At 48.3% G+C, this 19,449-nt stretch carries 14 protein-coding genes; 4 read left to right on the top strand and 10 right to left on the bottom strand.

The window, feature by feature from the left end; translation table 11 throughout:
* Positions 1-12: 12 nt before the first annotated feature.
* Positions 13-1,779, top strand: coding sequence for a PAS domain S-box protein (locus tag AB4Z50_RS08245; RefSeq protein WP_441877846.1), 1,767 nt, complete (start codon positions 13-15; stop codon positions 1,777-1,779).
* Between the two features lie 32 nt (positions 1,780-1,811).
* Here AB4Z50_RS08245 and AB4Z50_RS08240 read toward each other — a convergent pair whose 3' ends face one another.
* The 8 genes from AB4Z50_RS08240 to AB4Z50_RS08205 form a co-directional block, all read right to left on the bottom strand.
* A complete protein-coding gene (locus AB4Z50_RS08240) occupies positions 1,812-3,008 on the bottom strand; it encodes an MFS transporter (RefSeq protein WP_441877844.1) in 1,197 nt (398 codons plus the stop codon).
* Positions 3,009-3,411: 403 nt separating this feature from the next.
* Positions 3,412-4,245, bottom strand: coding sequence for a carbohydrate ABC transporter permease (locus tag AB4Z50_RS08235; RefSeq protein WP_076268419.1), 834 nt, complete (start codon positions 4,243-4,245; stop codon positions 3,412-3,414).
* Entirely contained in the window at positions 4,235-5,143 is a 909-nt protein-coding gene (locus tag AB4Z50_RS08230; RefSeq protein WP_441877842.1) for a carbohydrate ABC transporter permease, read from the bottom strand. The genes AB4Z50_RS08235 and AB4Z50_RS08230 overlap by 11 nt, the downstream gene beginning before the upstream one ends.
* A 105-nt stretch (positions 5,144-5,248) precedes the next feature.
* Positions 5,249-6,574, bottom strand: a complete 1,326-nt coding sequence (locus tag AB4Z50_RS08225; protein ID WP_441877840.1) for an ABC transporter substrate-binding protein — start codon at positions 6,572-6,574, stop codon at positions 5,249-5,251.
* A 180-nt stretch (positions 6,575-6,754) separates the two neighbouring features.
* Positions 6,755-9,997, bottom strand: coding sequence for a galactose-binding domain-containing protein (locus AB4Z50_RS08220; RefSeq protein WP_441877838.1), 3,243 nt, complete (start codon positions 9,995-9,997; stop codon positions 6,755-6,757).
* Between the two features lie 277 nt (positions 9,998-10,274).
* Positions 10,275-11,051, bottom strand: a complete 777-nt coding sequence (locus AB4Z50_RS08215; protein ID WP_441877836.1) for a response regulator transcription factor — start codon at positions 11,049-11,051, stop codon at positions 10,275-10,277.
* A complete protein-coding gene (locus AB4Z50_RS08210; RefSeq protein WP_441877834.1) occupies positions 11,024-12,778 on the bottom strand; it encodes a cache domain-containing sensor histidine kinase in 1,755 nt (584 codons plus the stop codon). The genes AB4Z50_RS08215 and AB4Z50_RS08210 overlap by 28 nt, the downstream gene beginning before the upstream one ends.
* 187 nt (positions 12,779-12,965) lie before the next feature.
* A complete protein-coding gene (locus AB4Z50_RS08205; RefSeq protein ID WP_441877832.1) occupies positions 12,966-14,321 on the bottom strand; it encodes an FAD-dependent oxidoreductase in 1,356 nt (451 codons plus the stop codon).
* Positions 14,322-14,482: 161 nt separating this feature from the next.
* On the opposite strand from AB4Z50_RS08205, the gene AB4Z50_RS08200 reads away from it, so the two are divergent.
* Complete coding sequence (locus AB4Z50_RS08200) at positions 14,483-15,505, top strand: LacI family DNA-binding transcriptional regulator (RefSeq protein WP_441877830.1); 1,023 nt, start codon at positions 14,483-14,485, stop codon at positions 15,503-15,505.
* Positions 15,506-15,514: 9 nt separating this feature from the next.
* Here the strand turns inward: AB4Z50_RS08200 and AB4Z50_RS08195 are convergent, their stop codons facing one another.
* Complete coding sequence (locus AB4Z50_RS08195) at positions 15,515-16,306, bottom strand: sugar phosphate isomerase/epimerase family protein (RefSeq protein WP_441877828.1); 792 nt, start codon at positions 16,304-16,306, stop codon at positions 15,515-15,517.
* Positions 16,307-16,446: 140 nt separating this feature from the next.
* Between AB4Z50_RS08195 and AB4Z50_RS08190 the strand changes: the two genes are divergently transcribed.
* On the top strand, positions 16,447-17,283 hold the full coding sequence (locus AB4Z50_RS08190) for a helix-turn-helix domain-containing protein (RefSeq protein ID WP_441877826.1): 837 nt from the start codon (positions 16,447-16,449) through the stop codon (positions 17,281-17,283).
* Positions 17,284-17,321: 38 nt separating this feature from the next.
* On the opposite strand, the gene AB4Z50_RS08185 is transcribed toward AB4Z50_RS08190, so the two are convergent.
* The gene (locus AB4Z50_RS08185) at positions 17,322-18,185 is read right to left on the bottom strand and encodes a helix-turn-helix domain-containing protein (RefSeq protein WP_441877824.1); all 864 of its coding nucleotides are present in this window, start codon (positions 18,183-18,185) and stop codon (positions 17,322-17,324) included.
* Between the two features lie 140 nt (positions 18,186-18,325).
* Here AB4Z50_RS08185 and AB4Z50_RS08180 point away from each other — a divergent pair, with 140 nt between their 5' ends.
* A complete protein-coding gene (locus AB4Z50_RS08180; RefSeq protein ID WP_441877822.1) occupies positions 18,326-19,441 on the top strand; it encodes a glycoside hydrolase family 88 protein in 1,116 nt (371 codons plus the stop codon).
* The last annotated feature ends 8 nt before the right edge of the window (positions 19,442-19,449 follow it).

Here is a 19,449-nt window from a genome sequence, read left to right as displayed (position 1 = left end):
ACTTTTTTGCAGATGATCTTTCCTACAGAAGTCATGTGGACAAACGGATGGTTGTGTTCTATTCTTTACTATGTACTAACAAACTTATCCAGTCTGAACCGCAGAGAGGTGCGCAGCTTGACCTTGTTTTCGAAATCAAAGCGCGAAGCTGATTTATTCGGCAGCGCTTTTCATTATGCCTCAATAGGCATGGCATTAGTAGATTTAGATGGTCGTTTTATCGTAGCCAACCCTTCCGCTCAAACGATGCTCGGTTATGAGGAGAAAGAGCTTATCAATCTTACGTTTGGCCAAATTACCCATCCGGATGACTTGGAAGAGGATTACCGCTACGTGAAACAGCTGCTCGAGGGCGAAATCGACACCTTTCAAATGGAGAAGAGATACTTCAAAAAGACCGGCGGCATTGTAACCGTGCTTCTTTCCGTATCCCTTGTATATGATAGGCATGGCGCCCCCCGTCATTTTATATCGCAAATGATGGACATTACAGAGAAGACGCAAGCCGTGTCGGAAGTAAGGCAGCTTACGATGCGGATCTCCACTATTTTGGAGAGTATCTCAGATGCATTTTTCTCACTGGATCATGAATTTAGGTTTATCTATACGAACAATGCGACTCAGGAACTATTTAAGCGAAACAAGGAACAATTGATTGGTTATAGCATATGGGAGCTATTCCCTTGGCTCGCAGAGTCCATAAGCCATCTAGAATATAGATTGTCTATGGAAACCAATCAGCACCGCATGTACGAGCAATTTATTCCACGGCTTAATAATTGGTTTGAGTCGAATTTATACCCGTCCGAATTTGGACTCTCCGTTCATTTTCGCCAAATTACAGAGCGGAAGCGAATCGCTGACAAGCTGCTGGAGAGCGAGAAGAGCTTCCGGCTGCTTGCTGAAAATTCAAGCGACATGATCTCCAAGCATGATCGAGATGGGTTATTTACTTATGTATCCCCTGCTTGCTATATGCTGCTAGGCTTTCGTGATGACGAGCTGATTGGATCGTCACCGTTTGTTTTGTATCATCCTGATGACAGAGGGAGAATGCTCGAAAATCAGGAGCTCATTTACAGCAACGTTGAAGCCAATACCATTACTTATCGCATGCGCCGCAAGGAAGGCATTTATCGCTGGCTCGAAACGACCTCCCGCGTCATTTATCATGATGGTGATCGCACGCAGACGATCGTTTCTGTCTCCAGAGACGTTACCCCTCGCAAAGAAAATGAGTTGAAAATGATTGAAAAATATCAATTATTACATAAGCTCTCGCATGTGGATGAGTTGACCAATATTGCAAATCGGCGAGTGTTTGATGAGTCTTGGAACAAGGAATGGCTGGAAGCGCAGCATCACCATATGCCGATCACGCTCATGCTGGGCGATATCGACAACTTCAAATTATTCAATGATACGTTCGGGCATCAAAAAGGCGACGAATGTCTCAGACAAATCGCCGCCGCATTGCGGAGCGCCCTGAAGCGTCCGCTTGATATTGTCGCCCGCTATGGGGGCGAGGAATTTGGATTTATTTTACCTCAAACGAGTGAAGAACGTGCCGCCAATATTGCATCTAGACTTCTGGAAGCGGTCAGACAATTAAAGATACCGCATGCAGAATTATCCGGCTGCCAACAGGTTACGATAAGCTTGGGATCAGCAACATGGAAGCCTGGCTGTTCCGCTAAGCAAGATGAGCTGTTTACCCATGCGGACAAAGCGCTGTACCAGGCGAAGCGCGAAGGAAAAGATCGATACGTATCACACTAATTCCACGCGATCGTCGCTGCTGTTTTTCACGGCTACGATCGCTTTACTATTTCCGCCAAACCCGCTTGCTTAAGCTGCTTCTCATATACGAAATATACAACTAAGTAAATGACGAAGAACAGACTGGATACGAGATACATCGTCGCATAATTCGACCATGTCGCGACTAGACCAAGCAGCATGGCTCCGCTTCCGATCCCGATATCGAATGCATTATAAAAAGTTGCAGTCGCTACCCCTCTTCGCTGCGGCTCCACCCTGTCAATCACCCAAGCCTGCAAGCCTGGGAAAATAGCCCCGAAGCCCGCTCCATAAAACACCGCTGCAAGCAGCAATGTTCCAGTTGATTTGGTCATATAAAGGATTATGCAGCCCACGATACAAGAAATTGCCGCAGGAAACAGTACCCAGAATCTCCCCTTCGAATCGAAAATCCGACCGCTGATAAAACGTATTAAAAATTCGCTTATAGCAAGGACAAGGAAGAAAAACCCTATATTTTGTACGCCTGTTTCTTTGCCGAACAATGTGATAAAGCTGATAACACCGCCCAGAGACAAACCTACAAGCAGTCCTAATAAAGAAGGCATAAGTGCTTTCGGCTCAATAAACCGCAGCATGAATGAGGTTTCCGTGGCGGACGCTATTTGCGCCTTTGCCCTCTCCTCTTTGGTGTCACCTTTGACGAAGGCCGTACAAACCATCGCAATCAGCAGTATACATGCGCCAACAATGAACAATACGGAGAAACCAAACTCCTCCATCAACCATATGCCAAGGAAGGGCCCGAGCGAAATGGCTACAGCATTACCTGTACCGAAAAACCCCATGCCCTCTCCTCTTCGGGAGGCCGGTATGATGTCCGAAGCAACCGTTCCGTACAAGGTCGTTGAAATACCGAAGCCTACACCATGTACGATACGAAGCATAAGCATCATCGTAATCGTCACTGCGGCGTAATAGCTGGCCGTACCGATTAAACAAATGGCTACGCCGACGAGAAGCAGCAGCTTTTTGCCGAACTTATCCGAAGCCATACCAACAAAAGGTCTTAATAAAACAGCTGAAAAAGTAAATAAACCAATAATGAGTCCGATCTCAGCATCCGAGCCTCCTTTATTTGCCGCAAACATCGGAAGTGTAGGCAGCAGCATCTCCAGTGATAAGAACAAAAATAAATTAGATAAAATCAACAAAACAAACGGTTTGGTCCAGAGTGATTCCTTCACCTTATTAATTCCTCTCTTGTTGCTTGTAGTCGTGTCTATATTTCCTATAATGGAAAATTGATCTTCTGCACAAAATGGCACTCCTACATGATATCAGCAAAATTGATGTTCGTGACGATGTTTTATTCAAAGAAGGCAAGCTGACCGACGAAGAGTTTGATCAAATTAAGCTCCATCTATTATATTAGGGAAAGAGTTCTGTTTGGAATAATATTTGACAGAACCTATTAAAAAAAGCTCCAAAAGGAGCCTTATCATTACTCTTCTAGTTCACCAATTTATTTATAATACCATGTTATCGACGTAAAGAATTACTTTGTTAACATATGACTTTTTTTCGTTTCGAAGTAGCTGCAAAAAACAAACGTCAGTCCATTATTGGGCTGACGTTTGTATGTGAAAATTATTTCAAGCCCGTATTGGCAATGCCTTCAATAAACTTATTTTGAGCCAGGAAGAAAACAACCAGAATCGGGACAGTTGCTATGGTCGAAGCGGCAAGCAGCAGCGGCCAGTCCACGCCGGTATCCGTAGTCAGCAGCGATAAGCCGATCGGCAGCGTGAACAATTCCTTCGTATTTAAATAAATTAGCGGTTCAAAAAACTCGTTCCAGCTATTCATGAATGTAAAGATGCTTACGGTTGCCAATGCGGGCGTGGCAATCGGGAGCATAATCGACCTGAACGTGCGCCACGGCGAACACCCGTCTACTTTGGCTGCTTCATCCAGTTCAATAGGAACTGTAATTAGAAACTGACGTACGAGAAATACGCCGAACATCCCTCCCGCTCCAAGCATTGGCGGAAGAATCAGAGGAATATGCGTATCGATGAATCCGAGTTTTGATATCCAGCTGAATAATGGAATGGCCGTAACTTCCGTAGGAATCATCATCCCGCTGAGCAGGAACAGAAAGATCGCGTTTTTGAATGGAAAGTGCAATCTGGCAAACGCATAGCCTGCCAATGCGGACAAGAAACAAGTGCCTGCCGTGACGAGCACCGCGATATATATACTATTAAAAAAGTAGAGATGAAACGGCATTTCCGTAAACACGCGAATATAATTGAACCATTCCCAAGCTTCGGGTATCCACTGGGGCGGAAATAGAAACACCTCGGAATCCGTCTTCAAGGATGTGCTGACCATCCAAAAAAAAGGGAACAACACGATGAAGGAAACGATTGTTAGAACCAGATAGGATGCAAGGTTGGATGTTATCTTTTTATTGTTCATAATGTACCCATCTCTTTCTCAGTTTCCACTGTATCAAAGTCAGAACCAGGATAATGCTGAACAAAATAAATGCCAGTGCCGATGCATAACCGAATTCGTAGGAGCGGAACGCTTGTTTGAAAATGTAGAAGACCATCACGTAAGTGCTAGTTCCCGGCCCTCCGCCTGTCATCACATAGATTTGTCCGAACACTTTAAGAGAACCGATAACGGTTATTATCGTTATCATGAATACGGCTGGCGTAATCATTGGCAATGTAATGGATTTAAAGGTTTCCCAGCGCGAAGCACCGTCAATTTTGGAAGCCTCGTAATAATCCTTCGGCACATCGTGCAGAGCGGCCAGGAAGATGACCATGTTCATGCCCACGCCTTTAAGCGCACTGACCACTATAACGGTAGGCATCGTCCAAGTTTCCGAGAAAAGCCACGCAATCTCCGTTCCGCCAAACGTTCGGATCAGCAGATTGACTAATCCGCCGTCCGTAGAGAAAATAAACTTCCATACGATCCCCCAAACCACGAGGGAAACGACTACCGGCGTAAAGATCGCGGTCCGAAACAAGCCGATGCCCCATATTTTCCGTTTCAATAGCATGGCCAGCAAAAGCGATAAAACAATGTTCAGCGGGACCAAGCCCGCAGAGAAATATACGGTATTCACGACCGTATCCCAGAAGACGGGATCATCGCGCATGGCGTAAATATAGTTTTCTAACCCAATGTACGTTGTATTTCCAAATAACGACCAATTCGTAAAGCTCATCACGAAAGCGTACACGATCGGGCCAAACAGAAAGATTATATATCCCGCCACAATAGGCAGTATGAATAAATATCCCATCCACATTTCTTTTGATTTCAAAGATGCTAAACCCACAGACTTACCTCCGGCCATTCGCGCCTACCTCCTGTTGTCAATATGACGCAACCCTCCCTATAATTTACGAGATCGCCCTATTGTTCATATGGCGATCTCGCAATGCTCCATCGTTCTGGAGGGTTATTTCAATAGAGGATTAATGCTGTCTTCCATAATTTTTAACGCTTGCTCGGTTGTCGTGGAACCGAGCAAAATCGCATCCATGTTTAATGTCACCTGCTCGTCAATCTTGACCCAGTTCGGATGAGAAGGCCGGATTGTACCTTCGGCCAACCGATCGTACGCAGCCACTTTCATCGTTTCAACAGTCGGGAACGGGAACTTGTTAAGATACTCATCGGAGTACAGGACAGACTTTCTCTGCGGTACAAAAAACTGGGCTACTTTAGCTGCATTTTCCTTATTACTAATAAATTTTAAATATTCCAGTGCTTCTTCCGGATTCTCTGCGTCTTTGAAGATCGAATAGCCTCCAAAGCCGATAGGCACCGTGACGCCATGGTCGCCTTTCGGAAGCGGAGCAATATCCCATTCGAAATCGACTTTGTCACGGTAAGCGCTTGTACGGGTAACGTTTTCAAACGCCATACCAAGCTTACCTGTATCGAAAGTTAACTGCTCGCCGATGCTTGGATGCGCTTTCTTATCGAGCAGCCCTTTAAAGAGATTGATCGCTTTGACCGTCTCCGGCGTGTTCATAGCGAATTGCGTTGTGTCTTCGTTAAATATTTCGCCACCCATCGCCCAAATCAATGGAATCAGATTGTCGGACCAGTTGGAGGAACTTTGTATGAACTTCACGCCGTATACCCCTTCTTGCGGTTTGGAGATCGCTTCGGACGCTTTGACCATCTCATCGTAAGTCCAGTTGCCCTCTTCATAAAGCTGCATTGGCGACTTCAACCCATTCGCTTCAAACAGTTTTTTATTGTAGAAAACGACCTGAGGCGGCGTAGAGAATGGAATGCCGTAGAGTTTGCCGTCCTTTTCAAATGCAGTGAGCGTGGATGGTATTATATCACCGAACGCATAAGCCGCGTCCTCTTTCACGGACGAAATATCGAGCAGCTGGCCCCCATTCATAAATTGCGGAATCATGCGCTCTGAGATCCATACGATATCAGGCGAGGTTTTGGTCGCTGCCATGATCGCTAGTTTCTGCTGGTAGTCCGCCCATGGAATCACGGAAGTTTTGACTGTCACATTCGGATGGAGCTTCTTGTATTCCTCAGCAAGCTCGTCATACAACGCCACCTGGGCATCACTGCCCCAAACGGACATCTTAAGCTCGATAGGATCTTTTGACTCAGCAGCCACTTCCGCACTCGGCGTATTGTTCGCTTTTTCCTTTGCGGCGCCATTATTGTTATTGCCTTTTCCTCCACATGCGCTCAGCAACCCGAGCAGCAATACCATTGACAGCAAGACAAACCCGTATTTTTTCATTTTTATGCCCCTCTCTACGTTTGTAATCGCTTTCTATCACTAGTATAGATCTGATGGCTTCCAGAAAAAATAACGCGAATTCGAGAAAAACTATGTAAATTCGAGTACTTTAATTGAACCAGCTGAATAACAGAACTTCGGCCTAAGCCCGCGTAACAAGGACTTAGGCCGAGATGGTTCCTAATCGTTGACGAAGCCGACAAACACCTCATTGATTCTGGCCATCATATCGTTCAAATTGCCGTTGCCCCATGACGGACGGACAAAATGGAAGCGCAATGCAGTCGTCACGACGGGGTTTTCCAAATTCAACGTCGTATACTGACCCAAAAAAGCGTCCTGATTATTATCTCGGACTTCGGCTATCGTCTTCCACTCTCCGTCTTCCAAAATCTGCAGATCAAAATCTCTGACATGCCACTTGGCCGAGCCTATAATCGGCACATGTCCGCTCCACAGCTTCACTTGGTTGATTGTTTGCTCCGTTGTCCAGTCCAGCATCAGATAAGGCGTTTGGGAGCCTTTTGATATCCACCGGGTTTCCAAGCTTCCGTCAAGTACTCTATCTTTTGTATTTGTACCCAGCGTGGAGTCGACCGATAACTGCGCAGTAATCGCCAGATTATTGGTTACATTAAGAACGAACTCTCCAGTGCGAGCAACGCCATCCAAGACGACAGTTGCCTGTAATGCTGCTTCTCCAGCTTGAATCGCGGTAACCAAGCCCGTATGATCAACAGTCACATGATCCGGCGTCAGACTTATGAAAGATATGTCCGCATTTTCTAACGAAACGTGAGATCCTGTATTGTATGTGCCGGTCACATGCAGTTGGGTAGTCATGCCCGGCACCAGCTGCGAACGATCCGCCGTTACCGCTACGGCCGCAAGTTCGACAGGAGGGTAAGTTTCAACCCGCAGGTAGGGCCTATAGCTAGAGTCTTGTCCATTGTATAGCTGCGTCAGATAACCGGTTTGATCGGCATCCTGCGCTAAAGCAAGCGATATCGTACGATCAACATCCAGACGTTCATGCACGAGCACAGACGCATCGAATACATACCAGACGTTCTCGCTGTTATTATTCAGCCGCACAGTCGAGAGCTTTTGCCCAAGCTCTGGCGGAGACTGATACATATCCCATTTCATGGTATCGCTGTCCCAGTCATTGCTATCCACTGCATAGAGAGAAGTTGCCGCTCCCGTCTCTCCAACAGGGCTCTCAAGCGCTTGTCCATACACGTAGAGCCATGCGGTAGCCAGCTTGCCTTCAATGGAATTCAGATCGAATTGCAGATAGCTTCTCGCCGATTCGCTATCATCTCCGCCTTTAATTTGTAAAAGATCCGCAACCGGAGCGTTCTGAGCATTTTGCTGTACGCTTGCTGCCTTGGTTGCCGGCAGCAGTTCGGAAACCACCACTTGATTCTCATAATCCGTCCCGGTATTTCCACTGATCTCATTGCCGGAGAGAAGAATATTCGTGCCGTGCGAAATCTTAACGCCATTCGTATTCCCCGTAACATGATTATCCTGAATGACAATATTCTCGGGTATGCCTGCGCCGTTCCCGGCGTTGGTGGGATCGCCGTCGTCTTTCATTGCAATGATACCCCAGAAGCCAGAAGCCGTATTGTTCACGATCTGATTGCCCTTCACAATTGTTCCGGGCGCATTTTTCAGACGTATTCCCTGGCTCCCCGCGTTCGTAAATCCGGTAATGATATTATTCTCGATAATCGTATCAGGAGATCCTAAGTACACCTGTACCCCATACCGTTTCACATTCTCGATTAAATTGTTATGAATGTAATTGCCTGGTCCAGCGGCATCATGCGTAGCGCCCGGATTGCCGACGCCGACAGCCGCTTCGCCGCCGCCAACGATATGATTGTCTCTCACTTCATTCATATAYTCGTCTTCTCCGTGGAAATCGATAGCGTCTAATGCCGAGTTCAAGTAGTAGTTTTTTTCAATGAGATTGTTATGGGTGTAAGAATGCGCCATCGTTCCGTGACGAAGATAGGGACCGATAAACTCGTTGTTGCGAACAACATTGAAACGAGAGTCGTCATTTCTGCCGAGCCGGCTTTCCTTGGACTTGCCTTCGATGGAAACGCCATAACCGTTTCCGCCCTCGGCTAAGTTCGTCGCGTTGCGAAAAAGCGAATTTTCCACAATAACATCATGACTGTTCGTAATGACAACGCCGATCCGTTGAAACTTCTCGATCGTCAGTCCATCCAGTGTAATGTTATAGGACGGTTTGCCGGAAGCGGCGGTAATCATGATCACCTGCTTAGGTCCACCCCGATCCGGATTCGCAACCGACGTATTCGTTGAATAATTCAAGTCCCAGCTGGACGTAATTGTCATGTTGCTGATCTTAATATTGTTTTGTCCGGCCATGCGGAATACGATGCCTTCAACCGTAGCATATTCTCCCTGTTCATTAGCATGGTCGGAAACCAGCAGAACGCCATCCTGGCTCTCGCCGCGCATCTGCACGCCGGATTTCATAATGAAATGGGTAACTCCGTCCCTATCTGTGCTCGTTAATTGATAGTGTCCGTTCGGAATATACACTTCGTCCCCAAGCGTCGCTGCAGCCAGTGCAGCCCGGATAGCTTGAGCGTCATCTATTCCGTTGTCGGCAGGATCGGCGCCGAAGTCCAGGACATTATACGTAGTGCCGGTCACTGTCTGAGCCTCATGCGGCACATGCGGTGCGCCATCCGCATAATAGAGACCTGCTTTTGTCGGAATTGGGGAATCCGGATCCGGTCCCGTTGGCGGAATCTCCACATCCCTTAATATAAACCCGTCCACATGGGGAGGGTAAATCTGAATTTCTGAAATGCTTGTCCATTCGCTTGCTCCGCGCCCGACAACCCGTACATAACGGGCGGTGACGGCTTCAAAACCAAAGGCCTCAACCTGGATCGTAGTGCCGCTGCTATCGCCGCTGTATATGCGGGTCCAGTTGGTCTGGTCGTTAGAAACCTCGATATCAATAGTCTTGCTGCGATTGTCTCCCCGGTAGAAAGCGACTCCCAGATAAGAAACCAGTATTTCCGAGCCCAGATCCAGTTCGATCCATTGCCCGTCATCATACGCCGACCACCTTGTCTGAATATCCCCGTCAATGGCATATTCCGGAATATTGGAATCGCTGCCGCTGGCCCTATAACCCGCGATCGTCAGCGGGGTTGCACTCGTCGTCTCCATGACTTGAACAACGAATGGTGGTTCCGCCTCAACACTGTAATCGTCCGGCGCGCCGTTCTCGAAATCCTCGAATATGATTCGGTTGGCAGACTCCGCTTCGGCTTCGGCCTGCACGCGACTCGAGCCCATCAAACCCGTGAACAGCATACTCAGGATTAATAATAACGCTGTAGATCTTTTTGCAAGACTAGTCATTATCCACCACATCCTTTCTTTCATGTCATTTCATTAGTTCTTCTCTTACAGTTTTTCTGTAAGCGCTTCCAAATAAACCCAGCCCAAGCTTCCGCTTACACCTCCCGAATATCCGAATGTAATCCTTCTGTCGCAATACATGAAGTCTCTGCACCAATTGAAAGCGCTTAACAATAAGTATACAAGTCAGCCTGTCAGTGAAAAACAACGTATTTTCGAGAAAAACTACGATATTCATAGCATCTGTTTTGTTTGGTGCTCAAAGATCTGACCGGCCTCAACTCAGCGGCCTTTTTCTATATTCAGTAGGCTTCGCTCCACAATGCTGCCGAAACACGGCCATAAAGTGATTGGCGCTGGCATAGCCGCAAAGGTTGGCGACCTCGTATATTTTCAGATGTGTATGGGTCAGCAGCTCCTTGGCTTTACTCATCCGGCAGGCCGTCACATAATCAGAATAGTTTTGTCCGGTTTTCACCTTAAACAATGTGGATAAATATTGATGATTCAAATGCACCTGCTCCGCAATGAATGGAAGTGAAACATCCTGATCCAGACAAGAGACGACCAGTTCCTTCACTCTTCGAATCGTCAGATCTTCATGGGCTGCTTCGGCGTTAGGCGTCTCTACCGCCCGCTCGCGGTCCAGCCGCGCTTTCAAATTCAATAGAAAATGGGAAAGCTCAATCCGGTCCACCGGCTTCAGGATGTAATCCGACGCATTGTGACGCATCGCCGCCTTGGCATAAGTGAAATCTTCATGCCCGCTGATGATTAATACAGGAAGGCTCGGATACAACCCCCGGACATGCCGCAATAACTCGATTCCGTTCATCTGGGGCATACGGATATCCGTAATCAGCAAATCTACCGATTGCATTCTGAGAAGCTCCAGCGCAGCGATACCGTGCTCCGCTTCCGCGGTTACCCTGTAACTGCCGATCACTTCCTCGATCATTATCTTTAACCCTTCCTGAATTTTCTTCTCGTCTTCTACCAGCATCACATTGTACATTCCAATTCCCCCTATCGTAATGGCAGCCGGATTCTCCATTGTGTTCCGGAGGCCTCATCGCTCTCCACGCTTAAGCCGTATTCCACACCATAAAGCAGTTGAATGCGATGGTGAATATTTTTGATGGCATAACCTTTCAGCGTATCTCCAAACTTTGGACGGCTGCCGTCCCGCTCCGGCTTGCACAACATCTGATGGCGAACCTCCAATAAACGTTGCGGCGGCATCCCCACCCCATTATCCTGTACAGTCAGGAGCAAATCCTGATCCAGCACGGATGCCCTGATCGTTATCGTCAATCCGCTATTGCCCATTCCGTGCTCCAATGCATTCTCAACCAGCGGCTGAAGCAGCAGCTTTGGTACAAGACAAGATTCGAAGGACGGATCCACATACATTTCCGAATTCAGCTTCTCGCCATGCCTGGATAACTGAATTTGCAAATAAGCGTTAACGAACCGTATCTCCTCCTTCAATTGCACCGGTCGTTCCTGCTTGTCAACCGTGTATCTCAGCATTTTCCCCAAACTGGCAACAATATCGCTGATTTCGAGATTTCTCTCCTTCAGCGCCTGCATGCTTACCAATTCCAACGTGTTGTACAGAAAATGCGGATTAATCTGGCTTTGCAGAGCCGACAGCTCGGCTTCGCGTTCGCGCAGTTTCGTTTCATATACCTCCTTGACCAGCCGCTCCACTTCCGTCACCATCAGATTGAAACCCTCAGCCAATTGCCCGATTTCATCGCGATTCATCAAGCTCAAATCTGCCCGTTCGCTGAAAGCCCCGTCCTTTACCCGCCGCATGCGCGACTGAAGATAACGGATCGGCCTGACCAGCCGCTCTGACGTGAAAATCGCAAGCAAATAGGCAATGATAAGCGATATGACTGAAATGAGGATCGTAAATCCGACGATTTCCTTGCCGCCCTGTTGCAAGTCGGCCATCGGGATAAGTCCGTGAATATTCACTTTCGTTGATTTGGAGTGCATGGTTGTGTACAGATAAGTCTGGCCGTTCCAATCTATCGTTCCGTCCCCCGGACCAATATCCGGGAAATTAACCGGTTCATCCGGAAATAACAGCTCGCCGTTATCCTTCGTCAAGTAAAACTGGCTGTTTTCGCTGAGCCATACTTCTGACAATAACGCTTCGAGCTCTTTCATGTTAAAATCAATTTTGACGACCCCAATGCTTTGGCCCGTTGCAGGGTGATTCAATGCTCTGGCTGCGGAAATAACCCGTTCCGATCGTTTGTAATAAGTCGTCTCATGAGGTTCAATAATGACAAGCCTACCTTCTGCATCCAGCACCTCCTGCATCCAGCTATTCCCTTTCTCGTTCCAATAACGCTGCGTTAGTTTTTCTTGGACGCTGAACATAATGCCGTCGCGGGTGAAAAAGATCATTCGTTCAATTCCGGGCTGATCCAATGTGAGCGAAGCCGCTACTCTTGCCATTTTGGTAATTTCCGCCGATGGAATAAGCTTCTCCTCGCCTGGCTCTTCATAACTGTGCTTCTCCAAAATCCGCAGCACGTCTTCGTTATATAAGGGAGCCACAGTTATTCTGTCTGCGTCTTTTATCGTATTTTCCAAATTAATTTTCACTTGATTCATAATTTGCATGGAGTACGCCCTGGAGTTTTTTTCGGTTTCCTCCGCAAATTTATTGTAAGTGCTGATTCCACTTATCAGGAATGGAATGGTGATAAGCAGAACGAACATGGTAATAAATTTGGCTCGTATCGAAATATACCGCTTCATTCACCCATTCCCCCTGACAGATTTTAAACGCACACATGTACTATCACATGGTAAAAAAGGCCGCTCATCCGGTAGAATGTTTGTTTTCCAACAAACTTCCGATACGAGGCGACCTTATGAAAAAGTCTACCATGACCCAATTATTACTTCAATTGAATTTAGCCGTTATCTCGCTGACGGATGCGCGTTATACAGTCTGCCCACTGCGCAGCAGCGCGCCGTTATGAATTAGACGCTCCTGCAGCTGTCCAATGTCGATTTTTCCCGGTGATATCCCCTGCTCCCATGCCATTGCTGCCGCCGTACCCGCAGCCTGTCCCGTCGCCATGCAGCTAGGTGTCAGACGCGTCGTTGCCAGTGCCTCATGCGTCGTCGAGATGCAGCGGCCTGCTACGAGCAGATTGTCAATCCGCTTCGGCAGCAAACAGCGGTAAGGAATATCGTACGCCCCGTCGCCCTGTACCCATGCGGCCTGTACGCCCTTGCCGGACGGATCGTGAATGTCGATGGGATAGCCGCTTCGTGCAATGCAATCATCGAACGCGCGTCCATCTACAACATCCTGTACCTGGAGTGAATAGCAGCCGTCTATTCTGCGGCTTTCACGTATGCCGATTTGCGCTCCGACCGAAGAGATGGAAGCGTTCTCGAAGCCTGGCAAGCAGCGGGTCATGAAATCCGCGACCATGCGCACCTGCTTCCTGCCCTGCACTTCTCCTTCCGTCAAATCCTCCAATTCAGTTCCGTCCAGCCCTTGAACACGAGTCGTATTGACAAGCACTTCGTCCGGTCCCGGACCTGTGAAGAAAAGGACCTGGTCTCTGTTAATGGGCAGATCAGCCTCCTTCCAATGCTTGAAGTAACCCAATACGCCGGACAATGGCAGTTCCTCCAGCTCATCGAAAGGCGTCTTCTTGTAAAACTCGTCCGGATGGTCGATCATATACCGTTTAACTCTCGCCAGGTCAACGCCTCTCATTCGGAACTTCATCGTCATCGGCTGCGTCAATTTGTCGCTGTCGCGTCCTTGCAAGCACGGCGCACCTGAAAGATAGGCCAGATCGGCGTCCCCTGTCGCATCGATGAACTGCTTCGCCGAAATTTCGTACTTCCCGGACTTGGTAGCGAGTCGTACCGTTTCAATGAGGCCTTCCCCGGTCTGCACTTCGTCCATGAAGCTGTGCAGCAGCACCTTCACGCCCGCCTCGCGCAGCATATCAATAATTAACACCTTATACACTTCAGGATCATAAGGGGTGATCGTCTTTACAAAGCCTACCGTATCGCGAACGTGTCCGGGCGATGCTCCCTCGGCCATCAAGCGGTCTACAATTTCCTGCGCCGTTCCGGCAATGACCTGTTTGCCATCCATCGTGTGAAAGGTCATCCATGGATAGACCAGAGCTGCAGTCGACATGCCGCCAAGAAAACCGTATCGTTCAATCAGCAGCGTTCGCGCCCCGCTTCTTCCAGCTGCCAGCGCCGCATTGATCCCCGCCGGCCCTCCGCCACATACCACAATATCCGTCTCTATTTTTCTCATGCTTAACCCCTCCTCTGAAAGTACTCTCATTATAGGAGCGGGGGGACTTCTAAAGTAGTTTAACTTTAGTTTAAAATAGAACTGTCGAGCGTTAGCGTGGACGATAGCTTTACGTACGCATCCCCTAACCAAACGGAGAAAAGAGGAAGGCGGTTTTGAAATTGGGAACTCGTAAATCGATTACTCTGCACGATCTTTCCAAAGAACTTGGTCTTTCGATTCAGACCATATCCAAGGCGCTGAGCGGACGAGCCGGCATGTCCGAGGAAACGCGGAGCCGCATTATTCGAACAGCCTTCGTACGCGGCTATTTGACTGTATCTCAGGCACGTGAGATGGTCAGCCGCGGCATCACGCCCTATCCTACCTTCCAGTTTCGATTTGTATTGATACAATCCCGGCAATCTATGAATTACAACGTATTGTTGACAGAGGGGATAAGAGAAAGGCTCGATCAATTGGAGCATCGACTGGATAGTTATGTGCTGGATGAGGATGTGCCGGATCACGCATTCTCGGACTGGATGGAGCAGCGCAATTTGCCGACGGCCGACGGTCTGTTCATCGCGCCCCGGCTGCTCTCGGACTCCACGGAGCGCAAGCTGTTCGAGCTGCCTTTACCCAAGGTGCTGATCAATTATCCGAGACCGCTTTCCCGAATCGACAGCGTAATCTGGGATGTGTTCGAAGCCGTCTGCATGGCCGTAGACCGACTCGCGCAGCTTGGCCATACCCGTATTATGTACATAGGAGATATTCACAGCCAGCGGGGGTATACAAGAAGGTGGCAGGCGTTTGAGGAAATGATGGGTGAGCTTCAGTTGGATCATGAAGCAGATCTGCATATTACGGACGTTTGGGACGAGTGCATGCTAATTAACAAGCTGCGCAGCAGCCAACCAACAGCAATCATTGCCGGCATCGATGAAGATATCGTAAGGCTGTACAACAGCCTTACCTCCCTCGGCTATCGCATCCCGGAGGACATCTCCCTAGTCGGCTTGGCCAACGGACCGGTGGCGGCGCTACCGCATTTAAGCCGCCCCCAGCTTCTGATCAAGGAGACCGGATATAAAGCGGCTGACAAAATGCTGTGGCGCCTCGCCAACAATGGCGAGCCTTGCGAGCATATCCGTATTGCCGGCCCTTTCCATAACGGGCAAACCATCCGGCGCTTCAGCTGAGAAGCGCCGTTATCGTTTGATGTTCGGACGAGCATTGGGTTGCAGATTTGACATTAGATGATATAGATTGGTAAAGCTAGTTTGCACGCAGCCCATCGGTGCTGTTCTGCAAACATCCTGTTCTACTACGTACCACTCGACTCCATTCTCCTCTCCCCAGCGAATAATCGGTTCGAATTCAATCGATCCTGTACCGATTTCCGCGAATGCCTGCTCACCGTCTGCGGTCATATCCTTCATATGGATAATCGGCATCCTGTCCGCATAGGGCTTGAAGAATGATGCAGGCTCAAAACCGCCTTTCTGAAGCCAATATACATCCAGCTCTGCAAGGATTTCATTGTCTGCACCAGCCTCAAGCAAGTACGAAAGCGCATCCTGCCCCTCTATCACCGTTTCAAATTCAAAAGTATGATTGTGATAGCTGATTCGGAAGCCTTCACCCTTCAGCTGCTTCGCAATACCATTTAAATCTTTCTTCAGTTGTTTGTATCCGCCTTCATTTTGCAGCTCAGCGGGAATACTCGGGCAAATAATATCCCTTGTGCCAAACAGCCTGGCGTCCGAGACCACTTTGCTTGTGTTCGCAACAATGTCATGGTAACCAACATGCATGCCTGCGGTCTTCAATCCAACTTCGTCCAAAACCGCTTTGAGTTCCTGTGGGTCATAGCCTTGAAAGCCCGCAAACTGTACGCCGCCATAGCCAATTTGACTTATTTTACGAAGAACTCCCGGGAAATCTGCAAGGCATTCCTCGCGAAGCGTATACAATTGAACCGCAATCTTATCCTTCAACAAACTACCATCTCCCTTCACTTCATTAATCCCCAGTATAGTGACAACTGATTTAGAAGTGAATATCCGATTCTCTGCTTGTTGACTTATTTTGCAACATTTATGATAGTAGAAATAGTTTACTCACTTGGAGGTGGCATTAAATGATGGACGCATCGTGGATCGATTGCCTGTTGATCGGTTATTCTCATCATACTTCTCCATTCACCGGCTCCTTGCAAAAAGGCACAAACGACAATCGCTTGCTCCTGCGCTTCCAGGTAAAAGGGACATGCCGTGTCGAGATTAATGATGAGACATATGTTGTACAGCCCGGTGATCTGATCATCCGCAAGCCAGGGGAATACTACCGATTTGTGGTTGAGGCCGATAAAGACACTGAAGATTCTCAGCTAATTGAGAGTGCCGATTACTACTTATCCTGCAGCGGAGTATGGGCTCAGCAGTGGTGCATCAGGAATGATTTTCCAAGCAAGGTTCATCTGGATACGGCGGAAGACTTCTTGGCATTGTGGAGAAAACTAATTTATGAGAAGCGGAATATTCATGGGGATAATGCGGAAATGATGGACGCTTTGATCAAAGTTTTATGTCTAACTATCGAGAGGTATGTAAAGATGGCGGCGGCCTCCAGGCCGGAGCTTAACATTCCTTACAAAATGAAGCAGTATTTGGAGAAACATGCTACCGATCCGCTGACGCTGACCCATATCGCCGAACGTTATGGCATCAGCGTATCGACAGCCTCCCACTTGTTCAAGCAAGCGTTCGGGCAATCTCCAATGCGTTATGTCATTGAGATCAGGCTGTCTATTGCCTCGGAGAGAATTCAATATAGCGACATGAAACTGGAAGATATCGCCGAAGCCTCCGGGTTTCACAGCTATCCTTATTTTAGCCGCGCCTTCCGGAATCATTTTCACACCAGTCCCAGCAAATACCGCGTTCGGAACCAGCTTCGCAAGGCAGAGAATCCTTAATTGGAACGAAGCATCTATTCTATTGCCGCTGCTCCCCGCTACAGCCTTAGACGGTATTGATGCGGAGATACGCCCATAATCCGTTTGAACAGGCTAATAAAATAAGAGGTGCTCGTAAACCCTACCTGCTCACCGATCACTTCTATGGATTTGTTCGTCGTTTGAAGCAGACTGCAAGCCTGCTGCATTCTGCGGGCTGTCAAATAACCGGTAATGCTGCTACCCGTCTCTTGCCGAAACAGCCGGGACAAATAAGATTTTGACATATGGAGCTCGTCCGCAAGCAGCTCCAGCTGGAAGGGCTCCCCGTAATGATCTTCAATCCATGCCATAACACGTTCCGATTGGCGAATAGGCTTCATATGCTCCTCCTGCTCGGGCCCCGGAATAACCTTTCGTTTAATTAACGACAATACCTTTAACAAATAAAGCGCGCTCTGCTCTTCGTTGCTGCTGGCGGAGGAAGCGAGTAGGCCATTCTGGAATGCGGAGCAAGCGGCATTCAACTCTTCATTGCAATCGATCATATCTATGCCCTGCAAAACGATAAGCCCTTGAAGCATTCGTTTATAGACGTCATAAAGAGCCGGAAACGTTCTTAAGTAGCCCTTCATAAATACAGGGTCGAAATGAAAGACGCTGCGTTCATATGGCCGGCTTTCATCCACTTCCACATAAACATTATGCAGCTGATAGGGCTCGAAATAAAACAGCATGCCTGGCTTAAGCTCGTACGTCTTCTGATTAACGGTAACCATGCCGTGTCCCTGATGCACAGCCAGCACCTCGAAACCTCTATGAAAGTGGTAATACCCCTCGAAATCTTGCTGCGACCAGTTGCGGTATGACCAAAGAAAAGACAATACCCCGTAGTCCATTTCCTGAAACAGCGTCCCCTTCACTGACTGCACTCCTTCATTTCAACAAGTCAACAGAACAACATTTTTAACCATTGTAGCGTAACTTTGTCCATTTGTCAGAGACTATAATGATAGCAAGCAACTTAACCACAATCATAGTCAACGAGGAGGCTTACTATAAAATGAATCAGGCATACAAAGAAAAAATATTGGTGCAATTAACCGAAAAGGTAGAGCGCATGATAAACCAAATTGGAGATAAAACGCCCCATGTGGCAAAAGCCAACGGCATCTATGACAACACAGACGATAACTGGTGGACGTCCGGCTTCTGGCCCGGCATGCTCTGGGTTATGCATGATGCAACAGGGAAAGAGTCATTCAAGGCAGCTGCTTGGGAATGGGACGCCAAGCTGGAGCGCTGCTTCTGCGAGTATCCGGTACAATTGCATCACGATGTGGGCTTTCAGTTTCTGCCGACTGCTGTCATCAAATACGAATTAACGGGCGATCAGGAAGGTCTGCGAATCGGTTTGGAGGCGGCAAACTTCCTAGCGGGCCGCTTCAACGTGAATGGCGAGTTTATTCGTGCGTGGAACGGGCAAGAGGCTTACGGCTGGGCCATTGTTGATTGCATGATGAATATCCCCCTATTGTTCTGGGCAAGCCGCACGACAGGCGACCCGCGTTACAAGCATATCGCGATACGTCACGCGGATACCTTCCTCCGTTACGCCATTCGCGAGGACGGCTCGGTATGTCATATTTTATCTTTTGATCCGGAGACAGGCGCGTTTATAGAACCGCTGGGCGGTCAAGGCTTTTCCAGCTCTTCGGCGTGGAGCCGAGGCAATGCCTGGGCACTTTATGGCCTAGCGATTGCTTACCGATGCACCGGGCTTGAGCGTTATTTGCACGCGGCGAAGCGGGTAGCGCATTACTTTGTCGCCGCCCTGCCGGAAGACGATGTGCCGTATTGGGATTTTCGCGTAGCAAACATAGAAAATGAGCCGCGCGATACTTCCGCTGCCGCCATCGCAGCATCCGGCCTGCTCGAACTTACCGAGCTGGTTCCATCTGCGGAACGCCGGATCTATAACGCGGCTGCCGAGAGAATCCTGTATTCACTAAGCGTGAATTATGCGACCTGGGACAATCCGGACCATGAAGCAATTCTTCTCCAAGGCACCGGACATAAGCCTGAAAACGCCAACATCAACGTATCACTTATTTACGGAGACTACTACTTCGTAGAGGCATTCGCCAAACTTAACGGCTGGAGCCACCGAATCTTTTAGCCAGCCTC

Source organism: Paenibacillus sp. 2TAB26, from assembly GCF_052115145.1.
Taxonomy (GTDB): Bacteria; Bacillota; Bacilli; order Paenibacillales; family Paenibacillaceae; genus Pristimantibacillus.
The sequence above is the reverse complement of the archived record's forward strand: the minus strand, read 5'-3'. Positions and strand labels throughout refer to the sequence as shown.